Annotated in this window: 19 protein-coding genes; 7 read left to right on the forward strand and 12 right to left on the reverse strand. The window is 62.6% G+C overall.

Features of this window, described 5'->3' with window-relative positions:
- Positions 1 to 93: 93 nt before the first annotated feature.
- The gene (locus RHM60_RS07570) at positions 94 to 1278 is read right to left on the reverse strand and encodes a thiolase family protein (RefSeq protein WP_209983301.1); all 1185 of its coding nucleotides are present in this window, start codon (positions 1276 to 1278) and stop codon (positions 94 to 96) included.
- A gap of 131 nt (positions 1279 to 1409) precedes the next feature.
- On the reverse strand, positions 1410 to 2924 hold the full coding sequence (gene pap, locus RHM60_RS07575) for a polyphosphate:AMP phosphotransferase (RefSeq protein WP_231421630.1): 1515 nt from the start codon (positions 2922 to 2924) through the stop codon (positions 1410 to 1412).
- A 141-nt stretch (positions 2925 to 3065) separates the two neighbouring features.
- Between pap and mnmC the strand changes: the two genes are divergently transcribed.
- From mnmC to RHM60_RS07600, 5 genes are all read left to right on the forward strand, one after another.
- Positions 3066 to 5048, forward strand: coding sequence for a bifunctional tRNA (5-methylaminomethyl-2-thiouridine)(34)-methyltransferase MnmD/FAD-dependent 5-carboxymethylaminomethyl-2-thiouridine(34) oxidoreductase MnmC (gene mnmC, locus RHM60_RS07580; RefSeq protein WP_231421629.1), 1983 nt, complete (start codon positions 3066 to 3068; stop codon positions 5046 to 5048).
- 127 nt (positions 5049 to 5175) lie between these two features.
- A complete protein-coding gene (locus tag RHM60_RS07585) occupies positions 5176 to 6948 on the forward strand; it encodes an N-acetylglutaminylglutamine amidotransferase (RefSeq protein WP_231421628.1) in 1773 nt (590 codons plus the stop codon).
- Positions 6949 to 6951: 3 nt separating this feature from the next.
- Entirely contained in the window at positions 6952 to 8697 is a 1746-nt protein-coding gene (gene ngg, locus RHM60_RS07590; RefSeq protein WP_209983309.1) for an N-acetylglutaminylglutamine synthetase, read from the forward strand.
- A 144-nt stretch (positions 8698 to 8841) separates the two neighbouring features.
- Entirely contained in the window at positions 8842 to 10026 is a 1185-nt protein-coding gene (locus tag RHM60_RS07595; RefSeq protein WP_057008098.1) for an osmoprotectant NAGGN system M42 family peptidase, read from the forward strand.
- Between the two features lie 59 nt (positions 10027 to 10085).
- Positions 10086 to 10313 (forward strand): YheU family protein, encoded by a 228-nt coding sequence (locus RHM60_RS07600; RefSeq protein WP_003236706.1) that lies wholly within the window; start codon positions 10086 to 10088, stop codon positions 10311 to 10313.
- A gap of 10 nt (positions 10314 to 10323) precedes the next feature.
- Here RHM60_RS07600 and csrA read toward each other — a convergent pair whose 3' ends face one another.
- Complete coding sequence (csrA, locus tag RHM60_RS07605) at positions 10324 to 10527, reverse strand: carbon storage regulator CsrA (protein ID WP_209983311.1); 204 nt, start codon at positions 10525 to 10527, stop codon at positions 10324 to 10326.
- A gap of 128 nt (positions 10528 to 10655) precedes the next feature.
- The gene (locus RHM60_RS07610; protein WP_209983313.1) at positions 10656 to 11471 is read right to left on the reverse strand and encodes an SDR family oxidoreductase; all 816 of its coding nucleotides are present in this window, start codon (positions 11469 to 11471) and stop codon (positions 10656 to 10658) included.
- Between the two features lie 329 nt (positions 11472 to 11800).
- On the opposite strand from RHM60_RS07610, the gene RHM60_RS07615 reads away from it, so the two are divergent.
- Positions 11801 to 11953 (forward strand): DUF3309 family protein, encoded by a 153-nt coding sequence (locus RHM60_RS07615; RefSeq protein ID WP_003236711.1) that lies wholly within the window; start codon positions 11801 to 11803, stop codon positions 11951 to 11953.
- Positions 11954 to 12006: 53 nt separating this feature from the next.
- Here RHM60_RS07615 and RHM60_RS07620 read toward each other — a convergent pair whose 3' ends face one another.
- From RHM60_RS07620 to RHM60_RS07635, 4 genes are all read right to left on the reverse strand, one after another.
- Positions 12007 to 14094, reverse strand: a complete 2088-nt coding sequence (locus RHM60_RS07620) for an LTA synthase family protein (RefSeq protein WP_231421627.1) — start codon at positions 14092 to 14094, stop codon at positions 12007 to 12009.
- 360 nt (positions 14095 to 14454) lie between these two features.
- Entirely contained in the window at positions 14455 to 14646 is a 192-nt protein-coding gene (locus RHM60_RS07625; RefSeq protein WP_003172956.1) for a PLDc N-terminal domain-containing protein, read from the reverse strand.
- A 68-nt stretch (positions 14647 to 14714) separates the two neighbouring features.
- Complete coding sequence (locus tag RHM60_RS07630) at positions 14715 to 15245, reverse strand: hypothetical protein (RefSeq protein ID WP_209983317.1); 531 nt, start codon at positions 15243 to 15245, stop codon at positions 14715 to 14717.
- Positions 15246 to 15286: 41 nt separating this feature from the next.
- On the reverse strand, positions 15287 to 15802 hold the full coding sequence (locus RHM60_RS07635; RefSeq protein WP_322214127.1) for an ankyrin repeat domain-containing protein: 516 nt from the start codon (positions 15800 to 15802) through the stop codon (positions 15287 to 15289).
- A gap of 366 nt (positions 15803 to 16168) precedes the next feature.
- Here RHM60_RS07635 and RHM60_RS07640 point away from each other — a divergent pair, with 366 nt between their 5' ends.
- Complete coding sequence (locus RHM60_RS07640; protein ID WP_003236719.1) at positions 16169 to 16447, forward strand: DUF3509 domain-containing protein; 279 nt, start codon at positions 16169 to 16171, stop codon at positions 16445 to 16447.
- 62 nt (positions 16448 to 16509) lie between these two features.
- Here RHM60_RS07640 and RHM60_RS07645 read toward each other — a convergent pair whose 3' ends face one another.
- The 4 genes from RHM60_RS07645 to aroC form a co-directional block, all read right to left on the reverse strand.
- Positions 16510 to 16788 carry a response regulator transcription factor gene (locus RHM60_RS07645; RefSeq protein ID WP_209983322.1) on the reverse strand — a complete coding sequence of 93 codons (279 nt, stop codon included), beginning with the start codon at positions 16786 to 16788 and terminating at the stop codon, positions 16510 to 16512.
- A gap of 248 nt (positions 16789 to 17036) precedes the next feature.
- Positions 17037 to 17567: an acireductone dioxygenase gene (locus tag RHM60_RS07650; RefSeq protein ID WP_322214129.1), complete on the reverse strand. Its 531-nt coding sequence runs from the start codon at positions 17565 to 17567 to the stop codon at positions 17037 to 17039.
- The gene (locus RHM60_RS07655; protein WP_231421625.1) at positions 17564 to 18727 is read right to left on the reverse strand and encodes an MFS transporter; all 1164 of its coding nucleotides are present in this window, start codon (positions 18725 to 18727) and stop codon (positions 17564 to 17566) included. Before RHM60_RS07655 ends, RHM60_RS07650 begins: the two co-directional genes overlap by 4 nt.
- A 77-nt stretch (positions 18728 to 18804) precedes the next feature.
- On the reverse strand, positions 18805 to 19896 hold the full coding sequence (gene aroC, locus RHM60_RS07660; protein ID WP_231421624.1) for a chorismate synthase: 1092 nt from the start codon (positions 19894 to 19896) through the stop codon (positions 18805 to 18807).
- Positions 19897 to 19906 lie beyond the last annotated feature (10 nt).

Consider the following 19906-nt stretch of genomic DNA (forward strand, 5'->3'; position numbering starts at 1 on the left):
CCCGCTCGCCACAATAAACCCACACATTTTCCTTAACTGAACGGCATCAGGGCTTGCCACAGAGGCGCCAGTTTGCTGCGCGACAGCGCTGGTTCAGCGCACGGCTTCAAAGAGTCCGCTCGCGCCCATGCCGCCGCCCACGCACATGGTGACGATGCCATAGCGCAAACGACGTCGCTGCAGTTCGCGCACCAGATGCCCCACTTGCCTCGAACCGGTCATGCCGAACGGGTGGCCGATAGCGATAGCGCCGCCATTGACGTTGTACCTGGCATTGTCGATTTCCAGCCGGTCACGCGCATACAGGCACTGGGACGCGAACGCTTCATTGAGCTCCCACAGGTCGATATCCGCCACCTGCAAGCCTTTCGCCTTGAGCAGTTTGGGCACCGAGAACACCGGCCCGATGCCCATCTCGTCGGGTTCGCAGCCGGCCACGGTAAAGCCACGGAAAAACGCCTTGGGCTTGAGCCCCAGTGCCAGCGCTTTCTCCAGGCTCATCACCAGCGTCATCGATGCGCCATCGGACAACTGCGAGGCATTGCCCGCCGTCACCGAGCCGTCTTCGGCAAACACCGGCTTCAAACCGCTGAGGCTGGCCAGGGTGGTGTCGGGTCGGTTGCAGTCGTCGCGGTCGACCACACCGTCGAGGATCTGCACGCCGCCCGTGTCCTTATCCTCGACCCGGTACTTGACCGCCATCGGCACGATTTCATCATCGAACAGGCCATCCGCCTGCGCCTGCGCGGTGCGCTGCTGGCTTTGCAGCGCATACGCGTCCTGCGCTTCACGGCTGACGTGGTAGCGGCGCGCGACGATTTCGGCGGTCTGGCCCATGGGAAAATAGATGCCCGGCACCTGTTCCTTGAGCAACGGGTTGATCAGGTTGTCAGTGTTGATGCTCTTGAGAGTCAGGCTGATGGACTCGACGCCGCCGGCGACAATGATCTCGCTGCAGCCCGAGGCAATCTGATTGGCCGCCATGGCAATCGCCTGCAGGCCGGATGAGCAAAAGCGGTTGAGCGTCATCCCCGCCGTACCGGTGCCCAACCGCGACAGCACCGCCACGTTGCGCCCGATGTTTTGGCCCTGGGCGCCTTCGTTGGAGGCCGCGCCGACGATGCAGTCTTCCACCGTCGCCGGGTCAATGCCGTTGCGGGTGAGCAGCGCGTTGACGCAATGGGCCGCCATGTCATCCGGGCGAGTCTGGTTGAACTTGCCGCGAAAGGACTTGGCCAGGCCGGTTCGCACGCTGTCGACGATCACTACTTCACGCATGGGCTACCTCGATCTTGTGGTTGTTGGCAGATCAATCGAGGATAGATCCAGACCTGCCCCACCGCGATGATCATTCACCCGGCCTATACAAAAGCATGGTGATCAGGCTGCCTGTGGCAAGCGGCTGACAGTTATTTCTTTTTCTTCTTCCCGCGCTTGCCAGCGTGCTCGAACGCCTCTTCCAGCGCCCGGTTGATCGTGCGCAACACCTTGACCCGCGCCCAGCGCTTGTCGTTGGCCTCCACCAGCGTCCAGCATGCAACCTCGGTGCTGGTACGGTCGACCATATCGCCGACGGCGGTGCGGTAGGCGTCCCACTTGTCGCGGTTGCGCCAGTCGTCCTCGGTGATCTTGAAGCGCTTGAACGGAATCTCCTCGCGCGCCTGGAAGCGTTCGAGCTGGGTCTGCTTGTCGATGGCCAGCCAGAACTTGACCACGATCACCCCGGCGTCGCGCAGTTGCTCTTCGAAGTCGTTGATCTCGCCATAGGCGCGCATCCAGTCGGCCGGGGTGCAGAAACCCTCGATCCGCTCCACCAGCACACGGCCGTACCACGAGCGGTCGAACACGGTGAACATGCCGCGCGCCGGAATTTTCTGCCAGAAGCGCCACAGGTAAGGCTGGGCGCGCTCGTCTTCGCTGGGCGCGGCAATCGGCACGATGTGGTACTGGCGCGGGTCCAGCGCGGCGGCGACCCGGCGGATGGCGCCGCCCTTGCCTGCTGCGTCGTTGCCTTCGAACACAGTGACCAGCGCGTGGCTGCGCATGCGCTTGTCACGCATCAGGCCAGAGAAGCGCGCCTGCTCGGTAATCAGTTGTTCTTCGTAATCGTCCTTGTCCAGGCTCACTGTCATGTCGAGGCTGTCGAGCAGGCTTTTTTGATCGACCGAGGCCAGCAACGGTGCGGGGTTCATGCCACTGGTTTTGGCCTTGGGCAACGTCAATGCACTGTGCAGGCCCTCGAGGAGAATTTTGCCCACGGTGAGGCTGCGGTAGTGCGCGTCGGCGCCCTCGATCACGTGCCACGGCGCATAGTCGCGGCTGGTGCGACGCAGGATGCGTTCGCCAAAATGGACAAACTTGTCGTAAGTCTTCGATTGCTGCCAGTCCAGCGGGCTGATGCGCCAGCTGTGCAGCGGGTCGTCGGCCAACGATTTGAGCCGCGCCTTCATCTGTTTTTTGGACAGGTGGAACCAGAACTTGAAGATCAGCGCGCCTTCGTCACACAGCATTTTCTCCAGCCGCTCGGCACCGGCAATGGCCTGGTCGAGCCGGGCATCCTTGATCTGCCCGTGCACCCGGCCCTGCAGCATCTGGCTGTACCAGTTGCCGAAGAAAATGCCCATGCGCCCCTTGGCCGGGAGCTGGCGCCAGTAGCGCCAGGCCGGCGGGCGCGCCAGTTCTTCGTCGGTCTGCTGGTCGAAGGTGCGCACCTCGATCAGGCGCGGGTCCATCCATTCGTTGAGCAGCTTGACGGTTTCGCCCTTGCCGGCGCCTTCGATGCCGTTGATGAGGATGATCACCGGGAAGCGTTTCTGCTGGTGCAGCTCGTACTGCACGTCCAGCAGCGCTTCACGCAACGCGGGAACCTCTGCCTCGTAGGTGTCTTTGTCGATGGCGTGACCGATTTCGGCGGATTCGAACATGGGCAGCTCCGTTTCAAGATGGCTCAAGACTAGCGGATTGGGCAACGACACGCGGGAGGAAATTCCACCGGCGCCTGTCACGGGGCAAATCATTGCCGGTCGATCGGCTAGAATGGCCGCCTTGCCTTTGCCGAGCCGCCCATGAACCCCGTAACCCACGCCCAGCTCGACTGGGACGACCAAGGTCGCCCGCACTCGCGGGTCTTCGACGACGTGTACTTCTCCGACCAGTCGGGCCTTGCAGAAACCCGCTATGTGTTTCTTGAGCAGAACCGCCTGCAGGAGCGCTTTGCTGCCTTGCCTGCGGGCGGGCGGCTGGTGATCGGCGAGACCGGTTTTGGCACCGGGCTGAATTTTCTATGCGCCTGGCAGTTGTTCGAACAGCACGCCGTGGCGGGCGCGCGCCTGCATTTTGTCAGCGTCGAAAAATTCCCGCTGAGCCACGCCGACCTGCAACGCGCCCTCGCCCTCTGGCCGGAACTTGCGCCGTTCGCCGAACAACTGCTGGCCCACTACATTGCCATCCACCAGGGCTTCCAGCGGCTGGTGCTGGACAATGGCCGCGTGACCCTGACCCTGTTGATCGGCGACGCCCTGGAGCAGTTGCCGCAACTGGACGCACAGATCGATGCGTGGTTTCTCGACGGTTTTGCCCCGGCGAAAAACCCGGACATGTGGACCGCCGAGCTGTTTGCCGAACTGGCACGCCTGGCCGCGCCGGGGTCGACCATCAGCACCTTCACCAGCACCGGCTGGGTACGCCGGCTGATCAATGCCGCCGGGTTCAAGATGAAACGCACGCCGGGCATCGGGCATAAATGGGAAATCCTGCGCGGTGAGTTTCGTGGCTGGCCCGCCGACACCCCGGCAGCGCCGGGCATCAAGCCGTGGTTCGCCCGCCCTCCCGCCGTTAGCGGTGAGCGCAAGGCCCTGGTGATCGGCGCCGGCCTGGCCGGGTGCGCCACCGCTGCCAGCCTCGCGGCCCGAGGTTGGCAGGTGAGCCTGCTGGAGCGCCATGAAGCCCTGGCCCAGGAAGCCTCGGGCAACCCGCAAGGCGTGCTGTACCTCAAGCTCTCCGCGCACGGTACGGCGCTGTCGCAGATGATTCTGGCCGGGTTCGGCTACACCCGTCGCGTGCTTGAGCACCTGCAGCGCGGCGTGGCATGGGACGGCTGCGGCGTGCTGCAATTGGCCTTCGATGCCAAGGAAAGCGAGCGCCAGGCACAACTGGCCGAGGCCTTCGCGCCAGGCTTGCTGCATCAGCTCGACCGCGAACAGGCCCAGGCTCGCGCCGGGGTCGCACTGGCGCACGGCGGGCTGTTTTTCCCGGAGGGCGGCTGGGTCCACCCGCCCGCCTTGTGCGCATGGCAAGCGCAGCGCGGCGGTATCACCGTGCTGACGCATCACGAGGTGCTGGACCTGCGCAACATCAACGGACGCTGGCAAGCCTGGGAAGGCGAGCGGCTGCTCGGCGATGCCCCGGTGGTGGTCCTGGCTGGCGCCGCCGAGGTGCAACGTTTCGCCAACCTGCCGCTCAAGCGCATCCGCGGGCAGATCACCTCGCTGGCGCAAACCGCGGAAAGCCAGGCCCTCGCCACGGTGGTCTGCGCCGAAGGCTATGTGGCGCCGCCACGCCTGGGTGAGCACACCCTTGGCGCCAGCTTTGACTTCAAGAGCGATGACCTCACGCCCACCGCCGCCGAACACGCCGGCAACCTGGAACTGCTCAAGGGTATTTCCGTGGACCTGGCCCAACGCCTGCACGTCGACAGCCTCGACCCGGCCACGGTGCAAGGCCGTGCGGCCTTTCGCTGCACCAGCCCGGACTACCTGCCGATTGTCGGGCCACTGGCCGACGCGGCCGCCTTTGACCAGGCATATGCCGGCTTGCGCAAGGATGCGCGCCAGGTGCCCGCCATCGTCTGCCCGTGGCTTGACGGCCTGTATGTCAACAGCGGCCATGGCTCGCGCGGCCTGATTACCGCGCCCTTGTCGGCCGAGCTGCTCGCCGCCTGGCTGGACAACGAGCCCTTGCCGCTGCCACGCAGCGTCGCCGAAGCCTGCCACCCCAATCGCTTTGCCGTGCGCAGCCTGATCCGCAGCCATGCGCCCGTTCCACGCTGACGGCGTTTTGCCTTATAACTTATTGTTCTAAAACTCCACGTATAGCACCGGGTCAGTTTCTGGGTACGCGCCCTCTTGGGCGTATTGAGTATTGACCCTCCCCAACGGAAAAACCGGTAAGGAATTTATGTGCGGATTAGCTGGAGAATTACGTTTCGATGCCCAACCTGCCGACCTGGCAGCGATTGAGCGCATCACCCATCACCTGGCCCCGCGTGGCCCCGATGCCTGGGGCTTTCATGCCCAGGGGCCGGTTGCCCTGGGCCATCGGCGCCTGAAGATCATGGACCTGTCGGACGGCTCGGCGCAGCCGATGATCGACGCCCAGTTGGGGCTGTCCCTGGCGTTCAACGGTGCGATCTATAACTTTCCGGAATTGCGTGAAGAGCTGGAAGCCTTGGGCTATGCCTTCTATTCCGGCGGCGACACCGAAGTGCTGCTCAAGGGCTACCACGCCTGGGGCGAAGCGCTGCTGCCCAAGCTCAACGGCATGTTCGCCTTCGCCATCTGGGAGCGTGATGCCCAGCGCCTGTTCATCGCCCGTGACCGCCTTGGCGTCAAGCCGTTGTACCTGTCGCGCACCGGTCAGCGCCTGCGTTTTGCGTCGGCATTGCCGGCACTGCTCAAGGGCGGCGACATCAACCCGATCCTCGATCCGGTGGCGCTGAACCATTACCTGAATTTCCACGCCGTGGTGCCTGCGCCGCGCACGTTGCTGGCGGGCATTGAGAAACTGCCCCCGGCGAGCTGGATGCGCATCGACGCCAACGGCACCACCGAACAGAAAACCTGGTGGACGTTGCCCTACGGTCCCCATGACGATGAAAAAAACCTGACGTTGCAGGACTGGACCGACCGTGTCCTCGACAGCACCCGCGAAGCCGTGGCCATTCGTCAACGGGCGGCAGTGGACGTGGGCGTGCTGCTCTCCGGCGGCGTCGATTCGAGCATGCTCGTCGGCCTGCTGCGCGAAGTCGGCGTGCAGGACCTGTCGACCTTCTCCATCGGCTTTGAAGATGCCGGCGGCGAGCGCGGCGACGAATTCCAGTATTCGGACCTGATCGCCAAGCATTACGGCACGCGCCATCACCAATTGCGCATTGCCGAAAGCGAGATCATCGAACAGCTGCCGGCGGCGTTCCGCGCCATGAGCGAGCCGATGGTCAGCCACGACTGCATTGCCTTCTACCTGCTGTCGCGGGAAGTGGCCAAGCATTGCAAGGTGGTGCAGAGCGGCCAGGGCGCCGACGAACTGTTTGCCGGCTACCACTGGTACCCGCAGGTGGACGGCGCCAGCGATCCCTACGCGGCCTATCGCGAGGCGTTCTTCGACCGCAGCTACGACGATTACGCCGCCACCGTCGCGCCGAAATGGCTGACCGCCAACGACGCCGCCGGGGATTTTGTGCGTGAACACTTTGCAATGCCCGGTGCCGATGCCGCCGTGGACAAGGCCCTGCGCCTGGACAGCACGGTGATGCTGGTGGACGACCCGGTCAAGCGCGTCGACAACATGACCATGGCCTGGGGCCTGGAAGCGCGCACGCCGTTTCTGGACTATCGCCTGGTGGAACTGTCGGCGCGGGTGCCGGGTAAATTCAAGCTGCCCGATGGCGGTAAGCAGGTGTTGAAAGAGGCGGCGCGCCGGGTGATCCCGAGCGAAGTCATCGACCGCAAAAAAGGCTATTTCCCGGTGCCGGGCCTCAAGCATTTGCAGGGCGACACCCTGAACTGGGTGCGCGAACTGTTGCTGGACCCGAGCCAGGATCGCGGCCTGTTCAACCCGGCCATGCTCGACCGCCTGCTGAACGACCCGCAGGGCCAACTGACCCCGCTGCGCGGCTCCAAGCTGTGGCAACTGGCGGCGCTGAACCTGTGGCTCAGCGAACAAGGAATCTGATTGATGAAACAGAACGCCGCGGCGTACAGCCAACGCTTGCTCAAGGGCCAGGCGCCGACCTATGAGCGCCTGCAAGCGCGTTTGGCCGAGGACGGCAACCCGCAGAGCCCCGGCCATATCGCGGTGCATTGCGGCTGGGGACGGCTGTTGATCGGCCATACCTTCCCGGACCCCGCGAGCCTGGCCGAGGAACTGCTCAATGAACAAGCCGGTGAGCGCGACATTGCGTTGTATGTGGCCGCGCCCCAGCAGATCCTCGGGATTGATCCGCAGCAGTTGTTCCTCGATCCGTCCGACACCTTGCGCCTGTGGTTCAGCGACTATCGCCCGGCCACCCGGGTGTTTCGCGGCTTTCGCATTCGTCGGGTGCAGAATGAGGCGGACTGGCAGGCGGTCAACCGCCTCTACCAGGGACGCGGCATGTTGCCGGTCGATACCGAACGCCTCACACCGCGTCATCAGGGCGGCCCGGTGTACTGGCTGGCCGAGGACGAAGACAGCGGCGCAGTGATCGGCAGCGTGATGGGCCTCAATCACCAGAAAGCCTTCAACGACCCGGAGAACGGTTGCAGCCTGTGGTGCCTGGCGGTCGATCCGCAGTGCACGCGCCCAGGCGTGGGCGAGGTGCTGGTGCGCCACCTGGTGGAGCACTTCATGAGCCGTGGCCTGAGCTACCTCGACCTGTCGGTGCTGCACGATAACCGCCAGGCCAAGAGCCTCTACGCCAAGCTGGGCTTTCGCGCGCTGACCACCTTTGCGATCAAGCACAAGAACGGCATCAACCAGCCGCTGTTTCTCGGCCCGGGCCCGCAGGCGGGGTTCAACCCGTATGCGCGGATCATTGTCGAAGAGGCGCATCGGCGCGGTATCGATGTGCAGGTGGACGACGCCGACGCCGGCCTGTTCACCCTCAGCCACGGCGGGCGCCGCGTGCGTTGTCGCGAATCGTTGAGCGACCTGACCAGCGCCATCAGCATGACGTTGTGTCAGGACAAGAGCCTGACCCACAAGGTGCTCAAGGCTGCCGGTTTGAACGTGCCCTCGCAACAACTGGCGGGCAGTGCCGATGACAATCTGGAGTTTCTCGACGAACACCAGCGCATCGTGGTCAAGCCGCTGGACGGCGAACAGGGCCACGGCGTGGCGGTGGACCTGCGCACCATTGAAGAGGTGCAGCAGGCCATCGAAGCGGCGCGTGCGTTCGACAGCCGTATTTTGCTCGAAAGCTTTCACGAAGGCCTGGACCTGCGCATTCTGGTGATCGGTTTTGAAGTGGTGGCCGCAGCGATCCGCCGCCCTGCCGAAGTCAAAGGTGATGGTCAGCATTCCATCGGTGCGCTGATCGAGGCTCAGAGTCGGCGGCGCCAGGCCGCGACCGATGGCGAAAGTAAAATTCCCGTGGATGCGGAAACCGAACGCACCCTGCACGCCGCCGGCTACGACTACAGCAGCATCCTGCCCCGAGGCCAGACCCTGGCCGTGCGCCGCACCGCCAACCTGCACACCGGCGGCTGCCTGGAAGACGTGACCGCGATCCTGCACCCGACGCTGGTGGACGCTGCCGTGCGTGCCGCTCGCGCCCTGGACATTCCCATGGTGGGCCTGGACCTGATGGTGCCCGCCGCCGATCAACCCGAGTATGTATTTATCGAGGCCAACGAACGGGCCGGCCTGGCCAATCATGAGCCGCAGCCGACTGCCGAGAAATTTGTGGATCTGTTGTTTCCCCACAGCCAGTCAACGGTTTGAGAGAGGCGTTGCCTGATCGGCCGCCTCAGGGGCAAGCCCGCTGCCACAGGCTGACCGCATGCCACTGCGGAAACCGGCTTGCCCGCGAAGGCGCCGATACCGGCGCCACCCTTCCTCAGGCCTGCCACTTCAACAGGAGTCCTTATGACCCGAACCATCCCCGAACCGGACCTGAATTACCTGCAGAAAGTCCTGCTGGAAATGCTCGCCATTCCCAGCCCCACCGGTTTCACCGACACCATCGTGCGCTATGTCGCCGAGCGCCTGGAAGAACTCGGCATTCCGTTTGAAATGACTCGGCGCGGCACCATTCGCGCCACCCTCAAGGGCCAGAAAAACAGCCCCGATCGGGCCGTGTCGGCGCACCTGGACACCATCGGCGCCGCCGTGCGGGCGATCAAGGACAACGGTCGCCTGACCCTGGCCCCGGTGGGTTGCTGGTCGAGCCGATTCGCCGAAGGCAGCCGCGTCAGCCTGTTCACCGATAACGGCGTGATCCGTGGCAGCGTGTTGCCGCTGATGGCCTCCGGGCACGCGTTCAACACTGCCGTCGACGAAATGCCGGTGAGCTGGGACCACGTGGAACTGCGCCTGGACGCCTACTGTGCGACCCGTGCCGACTGCGATTCGCTGGGCATCAGCGTGGGCGACTACGTAGCCTTCGACCCGCTGCCCGAGTTCACCGAGAGCGGGCATATCAGCGCGCGACATCTGGACGACAAGGCCGGCGTGGCCGCCCTGCTCGCGGCACTCAAGGCGATCATCGACAGCGGCGAGCCGTTGCTGATCGACTGCCACCCGCTGTTCACCATCACCGAGGAGACCGGCAGCGGTGCCGCGGCCGCCCTGCCGTGGGACGTGAGTGAGTTTGTCGGCATCGATATCGCCCCGGTCGCACCCGGGCAGCACTCCAGCGAACATGCGGTGAGTGTGGCGATGCAGGATTCCGGCGGGCCGTATGACTACCACCTGTCGCGTCATCTCCTGCGCCTGGCGGCGGACAACGACCTGCCGGTGCGCCGCGACCTGTTCCGCTATTACTTCAGCGATGCGCACTCGGCGGTGACCGCCGGCCACGACATTCGCACCGCCCTGCTGGCGTTTGGTTGCGACGCGACCCACGGTTATGAGCGCACCCACATCGACAGCCTGGCCGCGTTGAGCCGTCTGCTGGGCGCCTACATCCTCAGCCCGCCGGTGTTCGCCAGCGATGCGCAACCGGCCCAGGGTTCACTGGACCGGTTCAGTCATCAGATCGAGCATGAAACGCAGATGGAGAGCGACACGCGCGTGCCGTCGGTGGACAGCCTGGTCGGGAACAAGACCTGATACTGGCAACTCGGGGCCCGGCGCAGTAGCATCGCCGGGACCCGCTACCTGAGGCTTGTATGCTGATTCCCTACGATGCACTTGAAGTCGACACCCTGACCCGCCTCATCGAAGATTTCGTGACCCGCGACGGCACCGATAATGGTGACGACACGCCCCTGGAAACCCGTGTATTGCGCGTGCGCCAGGCGCTGACCAAGGGCCAGGCGCTGATCGTGTTCGACCCCGACAGCGAGCAATGCCAGTTGATGCTCAAGCACGATGTGCCCAAGCATCTGTTTGACTGACACCCTGCAATCAGGGATTGGGCACCGGCACCGGATGGGTGTTGGCGTCCTGGCTACGCTGGATTTTCCGGTAGACCTCGGCGCGATGGACGTTGACGCCCGCCGGCGCCGCAACGCCAAACCTCACCTGGCCTCCATTGAGTTCAAGAATGTGCAGAGCGATGTCATCGCCGATGGCGATGATTTCGCCCACTGCGCGGCTTAATACCAGCATGTCGATTGTCCTTTTCGAATGACAGGACATTGACCATGCGCGCACGGGGCGTGTCGCGACAATGGTGCGCGATCAAATCAGGCCTTACCTACACCTGCGGGTAATTTGCCTGACAGACCACGCCTAAATCAGCCTTTAACAGCCTGCGCCTTGGCGCGCATCTTGTCGGCCATGGTGGTCATTTCGTCATACAGCAACTGGGGATTTTTCTGCTTCAATACCCAGGCCATACGCCCCTGCTCGTGGGGCAGAATCATGAACTCGCCTGCGGCCACGCGCTGGTAGATGTAATCGGCAATGTCCGCCGCCGAAATCGGTGAGCTTTCGAGCAACTTGCCTACCTGCGCTTTCATCGCCGGGGTGGGCCCGCGAAACGAATCCAGCAGGTTGGTCTGGAAAAACGACGGGCACACCACGTGCACGCCCACTTCCTGCTGCTTGAGTTCCACCAGCAGGCTTTCCGACAGCGCCACCACGCCGGCCTTGGCCACGTTGTAGTTGCTCATCGCTGGCCCCTGCATCAAGGCGGCCATTGACGCGATATTGATGATGCGGCCCTTGCTCTTTTCCAGCAGCGGGAGGAACGCTTTGCAGCCCTTGACCACGCCCATCAGGTTGATCGCGATCTGCCAGTCCCAGTCTTCCAGAGACAGCTCGGCGAAGAAGCCACCCGAGGCCACGCCGGCATTGTTGACGATCACATCGATGCCACCCAGCTTGACCTCGCACGCCTGGGCCAGGGCGGTGAGCTGGCTGTAGTCGCGCACGTCGCAGCGCTGGGTGAAGCCATCACCGCCCGCCTCGCGTACCCTTTTCAAGGTGTCCTGCAGGCCCGGCTCGCTGACGTCCGACAAGGCCAGCTGCCACCCCTCACGGGCCCAGCGCAGAGCGATTTCACGACCCAGGCCGGACCCGGCGCCAGTGATCATCATGCGATTTTGCATAGGAGAGCTGCCTTGTGGTTCACGGAAGAAGTGAGCGGCAGTGTAGCGAAGGATTTTGCGCCAACCACGCACCATCAGGGTGATGAATGCCCCAGGCAAACCGTCGGCCCGGTCGGCTGCCGATCTATTGCTCAGAGGCGATTTTTTCAACTAAGGGAAAAGTTTTTTGTTCAGTGAAAAAGAAATAAGCAACTAATCGAAATACTTTAAAAAATTACTGAATTTTTTATCACACCCTCTAGTCCGAGTTGTTAAGGCGTACGCAATTAACGGTGCGAGCCTCTTGATAAATAACCGGTCTCGCTGAAGGCCTATAAGGAAATAAAACCATGAGCCTCATTCTGATCATTATCCTGATTCTGCTGCTGGTCGGCGGTCTGCCCGTGTTCCCGCACTCGCGTAACTGGGGCTACGGCCCGTCGGGTATCCTGGGTGTTGTCCTGGTAGTACTGGTGGTGTTGTTGTTGCTCGGCCGCATCTAAAAGCCGGACAAAAAAAGAGGCCTTTTAAAGGCCTCTTTTTTATTGCCCGTGAATCAGTCGGGCTTGCCGTCCACTACGCCGGCGGTGTTATCCAACAGGCTCTTGGTGGCCGTTTGCAGGAACGATTCAAGTTTCTGCTTCAACGCGGCTTCGTCCGGCGATTCAGCGATCACTTTACCGGTCGGGTTCGCGCCCAGTTCGTATTGCCACAACTTCGGCGGCATCTCCTTGGGCAATACCAGCACGCGGTCGCCGGTGAGCAAGGCCACGGTCTGGTCGCTGCCCGACGGTTTGATCACGCCGAAGCCCTTGTCGCCTTCCGGCAGGTTCAGCAGGTCGCGGCCCCAGCACTGGTGCAGGGTGTCGCCACCGAGGCGGCCCATGATGGTCGGCACGATGTCGATCTGGGTGCCCACGGTGTGGTCACGCTCGCCGAATTTTTCCTGCATGCCCGGTGCAATCATCAGCATCGGTACGTTGAAACGGCCCAGGTCCATTTCGGTGATCTGCTGCTCGTTGCCAAACCCGTGGTCACCGACGATCACGAACAGTGTTTCCTTGAAGTACGGCTCCTTGCGCGCCTTTTCAAAGAACTGGCCCAGGGCCCAGTCGGAGTAGCGCATCGCCGTCAAATGCTCGTCGAGGCTGCCACGGCCAGTGACTTTGTCCACCGGCAAAGGGTTGGGCAACGCGTACGGCGTGTGGTTGGACAGGGTTTGCAGCAGCGCGTAGAACGGCTTGCCGCCTTCACGGGCTTTGAGCTCTTCGAGGCCACGGTTGAACATGTCCTGGTCGGACACGCCCCACGTCGGGTCGGAGAACACCGGGTCGACGAAGTCGTTGCGCCCGATGAAGTTGGTCATGCCCTGATTGCTGAAGAAGCCCGACTGGTTGTCCCAGGCGAAATCGCCGTTGTAGACATACACATCGTTGAAGTCACGCGCGCTGAGCAACTGCGGCAGGCCCGACAGCTTGTGGCTGCCTTCCGGGGTCTGCATCAGGTATTCGAAGCCCGGCAGGTTCGGGAAGCAGGCCATGGTGGCGAACATACCCTGGTGGGTGTGGGTGCCGTTGGAGAAGAAGCGGTCGAACAGCAGGCCTTCCTTGGACAGTTTGTCGAAGTAAGGCGTGATGTTGCCCGGACGGCCCAAAGCGCCCACCGAGTGACCGGCGAAGCTTTCCATCAGGATCACCACAACGTTCTTGATCGGCAGGGTCTTCTCGGCCGGTGGCGTGTAGTCGCGGCGCACAGCGGCAGTGTCGGTATCCACCAGTTTTTCGCTCGGCAGTACCAGCATGTCGCGCACGGTCTGAGTCGCCAACGGCTGTTCCAGGGTGGCTTTCCACACGTTGTCGCGGTGCTCGGAGAAACGTGCCTTGGCGGCGCCGATCAACGACAGCGTACCGTTGAGGCCCAACTGGTTGGCGAAGTTGGAATCGGTGGTGTACACGTCACCCCAGCGCAGCGGCGGGCCCTGGCGCAGGGTGCCACGGGCGGCGACCACGGCGATCAGCAGGCACACCACAAACACGGCGATGCGGCTGTACCACGGCGCCACCTGGCGGGTGCCGATACTGCCGCCGCTGAACGGGCCGCGCGGACGGGTGGCGCGGTCGGCGCCCTTGAACGCCATACTCAGGATCAGCGTGCCCACGGCCCAGGCCAGCAGGTAGCGCACCACCGGAAAACCGTACCAGAGCATGCTCACTACGGTCTTGGGATCTTCCTTGACGTACTGGAACACCAGGCCGTTGAGGCGCTGGTGGAACTCGCGGTAGAAGTCCATCTCCATCAGGCCCAGGAACAGCGCGATGCTCGAGGCAACGGTGAGCCAGCAACGGAAGAACCCGCGCGCCGCCATGGCTCGCACGCTGAACAGCGCCAGTAACAACGGGATCAGCAGGTACACCACCAGGCGCAGATCCAGACGCAGGCCATTGGCGAACGCTTCGAGGAAGGTCGCGGCCGGCGTGTCGAGGATCATCTCGCGGTTGTAGACCAGCAGCGCCAGGCGCAGCAGGGAGAACATCACCATCATGACCAGTGCACAGAGCAGCGTGTAAGCCAGATGGGATTTGACGGTCGGTTGCAGCAGGCGATTCGAAGCTCGCTGCTGACTCAGGGCGTCCGGGTTTGCCATGTCGTTTTCAGGACCCATTGGAAGTTAAGTGACGAAGCATTGCAGTGGCGCGAATGGTGCCCGATCAGTGCCGGCAAGGCTATTAATTACTGAACGAGTAACGCTACCACGCCTTTAAAAGCGCCCAGGGCAGGCCCGTGGCCGGAGGATAGAGCCAGCGAATTCTCTTGGATGAAATGTGAAAATTCTGTGCAGCGAATATTTCGACACACAAATCTCCCCTGGCACCGTAATGCAAATGTGGGAGGGGGCTTGCTCCCGGTAGTGGTGTTTCAGTACCAGATTGACTGGCTGATACACCGCTACCGGGAGCAAGCCCCCTCCCACACTTACCGTGCCCGCTCCCGCTATAGAGGGGTGTCAGATCCGCACGTTGCCCCGTGGCCCGGCGATTGCCCAGATGATCAGGCCAAGCACAGGCAGCAGCAGGATCAACAGGATCCACAACACTTTGGCGCCGGTACTTGCGCCGCTTTTGAACACGTTGATGATCGCCCAGATATCCAACGCCAGGATGATCAGGCCAATCAGGCCATTAAAGGTAGAACCCATGGTGTCGCTCCTTAAGTGAGGTCATGCCTGCTTAGGATAGGCGCTGCCAGCCATCGTTCCGTTTTAATTCAGACGTGTACGGCCACACGCAGGGCTTCCAGGGCCGGTTCAGCCTGGATGCCGACCTCGGCGCAGCGTTGCAAGACGTGCGGCAGGTGATTGCCATGCACCAGCACCACCTGGATGGCGTCATCCAGCAACTGGCTGAAATTCACCAGCACATAGCCACCGTCTTCGGCACTCAACGCGCTCATCTGGATCTGAATGCGATTGAGCGCCGTGAGGTCGTCGGCCTTGGCCAGTTGCTTGGGCTTGAGGTTGAACGCCACGCCAGGGCCGAACGAGGCAACGATCTGCGCGAACAGATCGGCATAACTGTCGGCCTGGAACAGCACCGTGTCCGGCAGGCTGCCGACCACCACCCACTCGCCCAAGGGGATTGGGAAGCTGTCGTCGTAGTTGATGTCCGGGTTCGCCGCCAAAAACGCCGCCGGATCGGCATACGCCTGGGCGGCCTCATCGGCAATGCGCGCCACCTCGTCCTCGCCCATGACGCCGGCGCTGATGTGGCTGATGAGTTCGACGAGGGCGGTTTTCATGGGGCAATCCTGTGGCGGGCGGGTTTTGGAGGGCGCAAAGCCTACACCAGTTTCTGTAACTTCGTCGCCGCATCCACCGCGCCCATGGTCTGCGCCGCCGCCAGTGCCGTGGCGCCCTGTGCATCGGTCGCCTTGGGATTGGCGCCCTGCTCCAGCAGGTAGTCGAGCATTTCGATACGGTTGAACATCGCGGCCATCATCAATGCGGTACGGCCATCGGAGGATGCGGCCTCCAGCGGGGTGCCACCTTCTATGAGCGCCTTGACCACGGCCATATGGCCCTTGAACGCCGCGCCGGCAATCGGCAGTTGGTTCTTGTCGTTGGCAATCAGCGGGTCGGCCTTGAATTCGAGCAGCACTTTTACCGCGTCGGCGTGGCCGTGGTAGGCCGCGAGCATCAGCAAGGTGTCGCCATTGTGATTGCGCAAGTTGGCGGGCAACCCCTTGGCCAGCAGCGCGGCGAGCATGGCGGCGTCGCCTTTGCGGGCAACATCGAAGACCTGCTCGGCAAATTCGGCAGCTTCGTCGTCGGTCATCTGTTTGGGTTGGTCTGACATATGCGGCTCCTTGATCAGTACTGAATAGGCGCCAGTGTTGCGAGGGAGTTCCCGCCTGTCATGGCTTTTTTGTCAAAAGTCGTCATAGCGACAATCAATCACCTGTTCAGACCGGCAGCAACGACAGAAGGGAATTTAACCGTATGTTTCGAGTCTTTTAGCTTAGGGACCTTGCAGCCGCCGCTGACCAGACAGCGCAAAATGCAGGGGTGCACGATGGCCCTTCATGCAATTTGCACGAAACCGAAAATCCAGAATAAATTCAAGCCATTGATTTATAACGATATTTTAAATAGCCACTAGCTGGCACAATCACTGCACCTATCACTCCATGCTTGCCAACTTGAGCCAACGGAGCTGATAGACATGAGCCTGATCCAAGATAAATTCGCTTCAGTATTTTCCCAATACGACGTCACCACCCAGCCCCGTCCGGACGGCGGCATCCTGTTGACCCTGCGCAACGGCGAAGGCAAACAGGTCAAGCGCTCGATTTCCTATCAGCAGTTGCACACTGCCGACCAACTGACCTGGGTAATCAGTGCCATCCGCCGCGACCTGGCTGAACAAGCCAGTGACCTGCCGCAGATTTCGATGCTGCAAAGCCAGAACCGCTTTGCCCTGCCGACCTACCATTCGGCTTAAGCAACGGCTTTTTACGAGAAGGGCCGCGACGTCGTTGAACGTCGCGGCCCTTTTTCATGCGTTCAATACAGCCGTTGGCGCACCGCCTCATTGACTGCCTGCACGCGATTGCTCACCTGAAGCTTGCCGTAGATATTGCGCAGATGAAATTTGACCGCCGCCTGGGAGGTCGCGCGAATCTTGCTGATTTCCCAGACGGTCTTGCCCTCCGAGGCCCAGCGCAGGATTTCCAGCTCCGTGGGCGTCAGGGGTTTGCCGGACAGACTCAAGCGCTTTCGCGCCGCCATGGCCGTGTCGCACAGCCCGGTCGCGGGTGGATACAACTCCTGTGGGCCACTCATGCCGCTCTCCTTCTTATAAGCGCTTGGCGGATGCCTATACCGACCTTCGGATTCCTCCTATTGACAGCTGGTATAAGCACCGAAGCTTGAGAGCGTTACATAACCCACGCAGCCGTGCGCTTGGTCGCGACATAAATAGCCGTGACCTACACGTAAATACGGCTCTTCCCACAAAAAAATCCAACTCTTTGCGGTTGAACATTTACCTGGCTATTGCACTACCTCGCCCTGTCAGCGCGTGCGGACCATCAGTCATCCAGTCCCGGTAAGCCTTCAGTCACCGCGCCCACCGTGAACTCAGGCGTCAGCCCCTGCACACTGTTGGACAGGCACAACGTCACGCAGCAGGGGTTCTCGCCGATGTCGAACCCGTGTGACAAGCCTGCCGGGATCACCAGCAGGTCGTTTTTTTCACAGCGCACGGCATACAGGTAGTCACCCACTTGCAGGGTGTACAAGCCCTGACCTGCGATGAACAAACGCGCGTGGTCCTCACTGTAGCGTCGCGCCTTCAGGTGCCTGGCGCGCAACGCTTGCGGGTGCGGTTGATCGCTGCCGACGCTGAACACCTCGACCGCGCTGTAGCCCAGGGCGTCGATCTGCGGCTGGCACGCGGCAATCATCTGCGCCTCGCTGGCGCCCTTCTCCAGCGGACCAGGCTGCCAGCGCTCGAACCGCACACCGTGGTCGGCCAGGGTCGAGGCAATATCGTCGGCGTGGGTAAGGACTTTGTTCGGAGTATCCAGTGTGGCAAGGGCATAGACGGCGACATGGCTCATGGGACGGTTCCTTGATTCTGCTCGTGCAAGCGAAGGCCGATGATAACGGCGGCGGCCAGGGCGGCGGCGCTGGCGATGCCGAACGTGAGGGTCGGGCCCAGCAGGTTCCAGCTGTAGCCCGAATAGAGGGCGCCGAGGGCGCCACCGGTGCCGGCCAGAGCGGCGTACAGCGCCTGGCCCTGACCCTGTTGTTTATCGCCGAAGCTGCGTTGCACAAAGGCAATCGCTGCGGCGTGAAAGCTGCCGAAGGTCGCAGCGTGCATCACTTGCGACAACAGCAGCACCCAGAAGAATTCGGCAAAGGTGCCCAGCAGCAGCCAGCGCAGCGCCGCCAACAGGAAACTGGCCAGCAGCACCCGGCGTAGGGAAAAGCGCATGAGGATGCGGCTCATCGCCAAAAACATCAGCACTTCGGCTACCACGCCCAGGGCCCACAGCAGGCCGATCACGCCACGGCTGTAGCCCAGGTGCTCAAGGTGCAGGGTGAGAAAGGTGTAATACGGGCCGTGGCTTAATTGCATCAGCGCCACACAGGCATAAAACGCCAGCACGCCGGGGCGGCGCAGCTGTTTGAGAAAACCGTCGCCGGCCGGGCGGTTGCCGTGGCTGACGGGTTGCGCATTCGGCACCCACAGGCTGGCCACGATAATCCCGGCCATGATCACCACGACCACCACCGGGTAGATGTCCAGGCTCAGCCAGTCGAACAGGCGGCCCATGAGCACCACGGTGAGGATAAAGCCGATGGAACCCCACAGCCGCAGCTGGCTGTAGCGTGCGGTCTGCTCGCGCAGGTGCGCCAGGGTGATGACCTCGAACTGCGGCAATACCGCGTGCCAGAAAAACGCATGCAGGGCCATGACCAGCGCCAGCCAGGCGTAGGTTTTGCTCACGAAAATCAGCGCAAAACTGGCCAGGGTGCACACCGCGCCAAAGCGCACGATGGCCAGGCGCCGGCCGGTGTAGTCGCCCAGCCAGCCCCACAGGTTGGGCGCCACGCAGCGCATCAGCATAGGGATGGCCACCAGTTCGCCAATGCGCGCGCTGGAGAAGCCCAGGTGATCGAAGTACAGCGCCAGGAAAGGCGCGGTGGCCCCCAGCAGGGCGAAGTAGAACAGGTAGAAGCTGGAGAGGCGCCAGTAGGGGAGCGTTGACGTCATAGGTTACACGGGCCGCTTCGCGGCCCAACGCGAGCAAGCTCGCTCGCCACAGCAAGCTCGCCCGCCACAACGGACCGTCACAGCTGGCCCAGCACCGGAGTGTTCACGTGTACATCGGCGTTCTGCCCACGATGGCGCAGCAGGTGGTCCATCAGCACGATGGCCATCATCGCTTCGGCAATCGGTGTGGCGCGAATGCCCACGCAGGGGTCATGACGACCCTTGGTGATGATGTCCACCGGATTGCCGTGCACGTCGATCGAGCGGCCTGGCGTGGTGATGCTGGACGTGGCCTTCAGCGCCAGATGCGCCACGATCGGCTGGCCCGATGAGATGCCGCCGAGGATGCCACCTGCGTTGTTGCTGAGAAAACCCTGCGGGGTCAGCTCGTCGCGATGCTCGGTGCCGCGTTGGGACACGCAGGCAAAACCGGCGCCGATTTCCACGCCCTTCACGGCGTTGATGCTCATCAGCGCGTGGGCCAGCTCGGCGTCCAGACGGTCGAAGATCGGCTCGCCCAGGCCCGGCTTGACCCCTTCGGCCACCACGGTGATGCGCGCGCCGACCGAGTCCTGGTCGCGGCGCAACTGGTCCATGTAGGCTTCCAGTTCCGGCACCTTGTCCGGGTCGGGGCAGAAGAAAGCGTTGTCTTCGACGCTGTCCCAGGTCTTGAACGGGATTTCGATGGGCCCCAGTTGGCTCATGTAGCCACGGATCACGATGCCCTGGCTCGCCAGGTATTTCTTGGCGATGGCGCCGGCGGCCACCCGCATCGCAGTCTCGCGAGCCGAGCTGCGGCCACCGCCACGGTAGTCGCGTTCGCCGTATTTGTGATGGTAGGTGTAGTCGGCATGGGCCGGGCGGAACAGGTCCTTGATCGCCGAATAGTCCTTGGACTTCTGGTCGGTGTTGCGGATCAACAGGCCGATGGCGCAGCCGGTGGTGCGGCCTTCGAAGACGCCGGAGAGGATCTCGACTTCGTCGGGCTCCTGACGCTGGGTGGTGTGGCGGCTGGTGCCGGGCTTGCGGCGGTCGAGATCACGCTGCAGGTCGTCCAGGGACAACTCAAGGCCGGGCGGGCAGCCGTCGACAATGGCGACCAACGCCGGGCCATGGCTTTCGCCCGCGGTGGTGACAGTGAACAGCTTGCCGAAGGTATTGCCGGACATGCAGGGCGCT

Source organism: Pseudomonas sp. MH9.3, assembly GCF_034354675.1.
Taxonomy (GTDB): Bacteria; Pseudomonadota; Gammaproteobacteria; order Pseudomonadales; family Pseudomonadaceae; genus Aquipseudomonas.

Excerpts from the sequence above, each read along its gene's own strand:
- RHM60_RS07655 (WP_231421625.1), bottom strand. The coding sequence starts at position 18,727 with ATGACGTCAACGCTCCCCTACTGGCGCCTCTCCAGCTTCTACCTGTTC.
- RHM60_RS07625 (WP_003172956.1), bottom strand. The coding sequence starts at position 14,646 with ATGGGTTCTACCTTTAATGGCCTGATTGGCCTGATCATCCTGGCGTTG.
- RHM60_RS07650 (WP_322214129.1), bottom strand. The coding sequence starts at position 17,567 with ATGAGCCATGTCGCCGTCTATGCCCTTGCCACACTGGATACTCCGAAC.
- RHM60_RS07635 (WP_322214127.1), bottom strand. The coding sequence starts at position 15,802 with ATGTCAGACCAACCCAAACAGATGACCGACGACGAAGCTGCCGAATTT.
- RHM60_RS07620 (WP_231421627.1), bottom strand. The coding sequence starts at position 14,094 with ATGGCAAACCCGGACGCCCTGAGTCAGCAGCGAGCTTCGAATCGCCTG.
- RHM60_RS07615 (WP_003236711.1), top strand. The coding sequence starts at position 11,801 with ATGAGCCTCATTCTGATCATTATCCTGATTCTGCTGCTGGTCGGCGGT.
- RHM60_RS07570 (WP_209983301.1), bottom strand. The coding sequence starts at position 1,278 with ATGCGTGAAGTAGTGATCGTCGACAGCGTGCGAACCGGCCTGGCCAAG.
- pap (WP_231421630.1), bottom strand. The coding sequence starts at position 2,924 with ATGTTCGAATCCGCCGAAATCGGTCACGCCATCGACAAAGACACCTAC.
- RHM60_RS07600 (WP_003236706.1), top strand. The coding sequence starts at position 10,086 with ATGCTGATTCCCTACGATGCACTTGAAGTCGACACCCTGACCCGCCTC.
- ngg (WP_209983309.1), top strand. The coding sequence starts at position 6,952 with ATGAAACAGAACGCCGCGGCGTACAGCCAACGCTTGCTCAAGGGCCAG.
- RHM60_RS07645 (WP_209983322.1), bottom strand. The coding sequence starts at position 16,788 with ATGAGTGGCCCACAGGAGTTGTATCCACCCGCGACCGGGCTGTGCGAC.
- RHM60_RS07595 (WP_057008098.1), top strand. The coding sequence starts at position 8,842 with ATGACCCGAACCATCCCCGAACCGGACCTGAATTACCTGCAGAAAGTC.
- RHM60_RS07640 (WP_003236719.1), top strand. The coding sequence starts at position 16,169 with ATGAGCCTGATCCAAGATAAATTCGCTTCAGTATTTTCCCAATACGAC.
- csrA (WP_209983311.1), bottom strand. The coding sequence starts at position 10,527 with ATGCTGGTATTAAGCCGCGCAGTGGGCGAAATCATCGCCATCGGCGAT.
- mnmC (WP_231421629.1), top strand. The coding sequence starts at position 3,066 with ATGAACCCCGTAACCCACGCCCAGCTCGACTGGGACGACCAAGGTCGC.
- RHM60_RS07630 (WP_209983317.1), bottom strand. The coding sequence starts at position 15,245 with ATGAAAACCGCCCTCGTCGAACTCATCAGCCACATCAGCGCCGGCGTC.
- RHM60_RS07610 (WP_209983313.1), bottom strand. The coding sequence starts at position 11,471 with ATGCAAAATCGCATGATGATCACTGGCGCCGGGTCCGGCCTGGGTCGT.
- aroC (WP_231421624.1), bottom strand. The coding sequence starts at position 19,896 with ATGTCCGGCAATACCTTCGGCAAGCTGTTCACTGTCACCACCGCGGGC.
- RHM60_RS07585 (WP_231421628.1), top strand. The coding sequence starts at position 5,176 with ATGTGCGGATTAGCTGGAGAATTACGTTTCGATGCCCAACCTGCCGAC.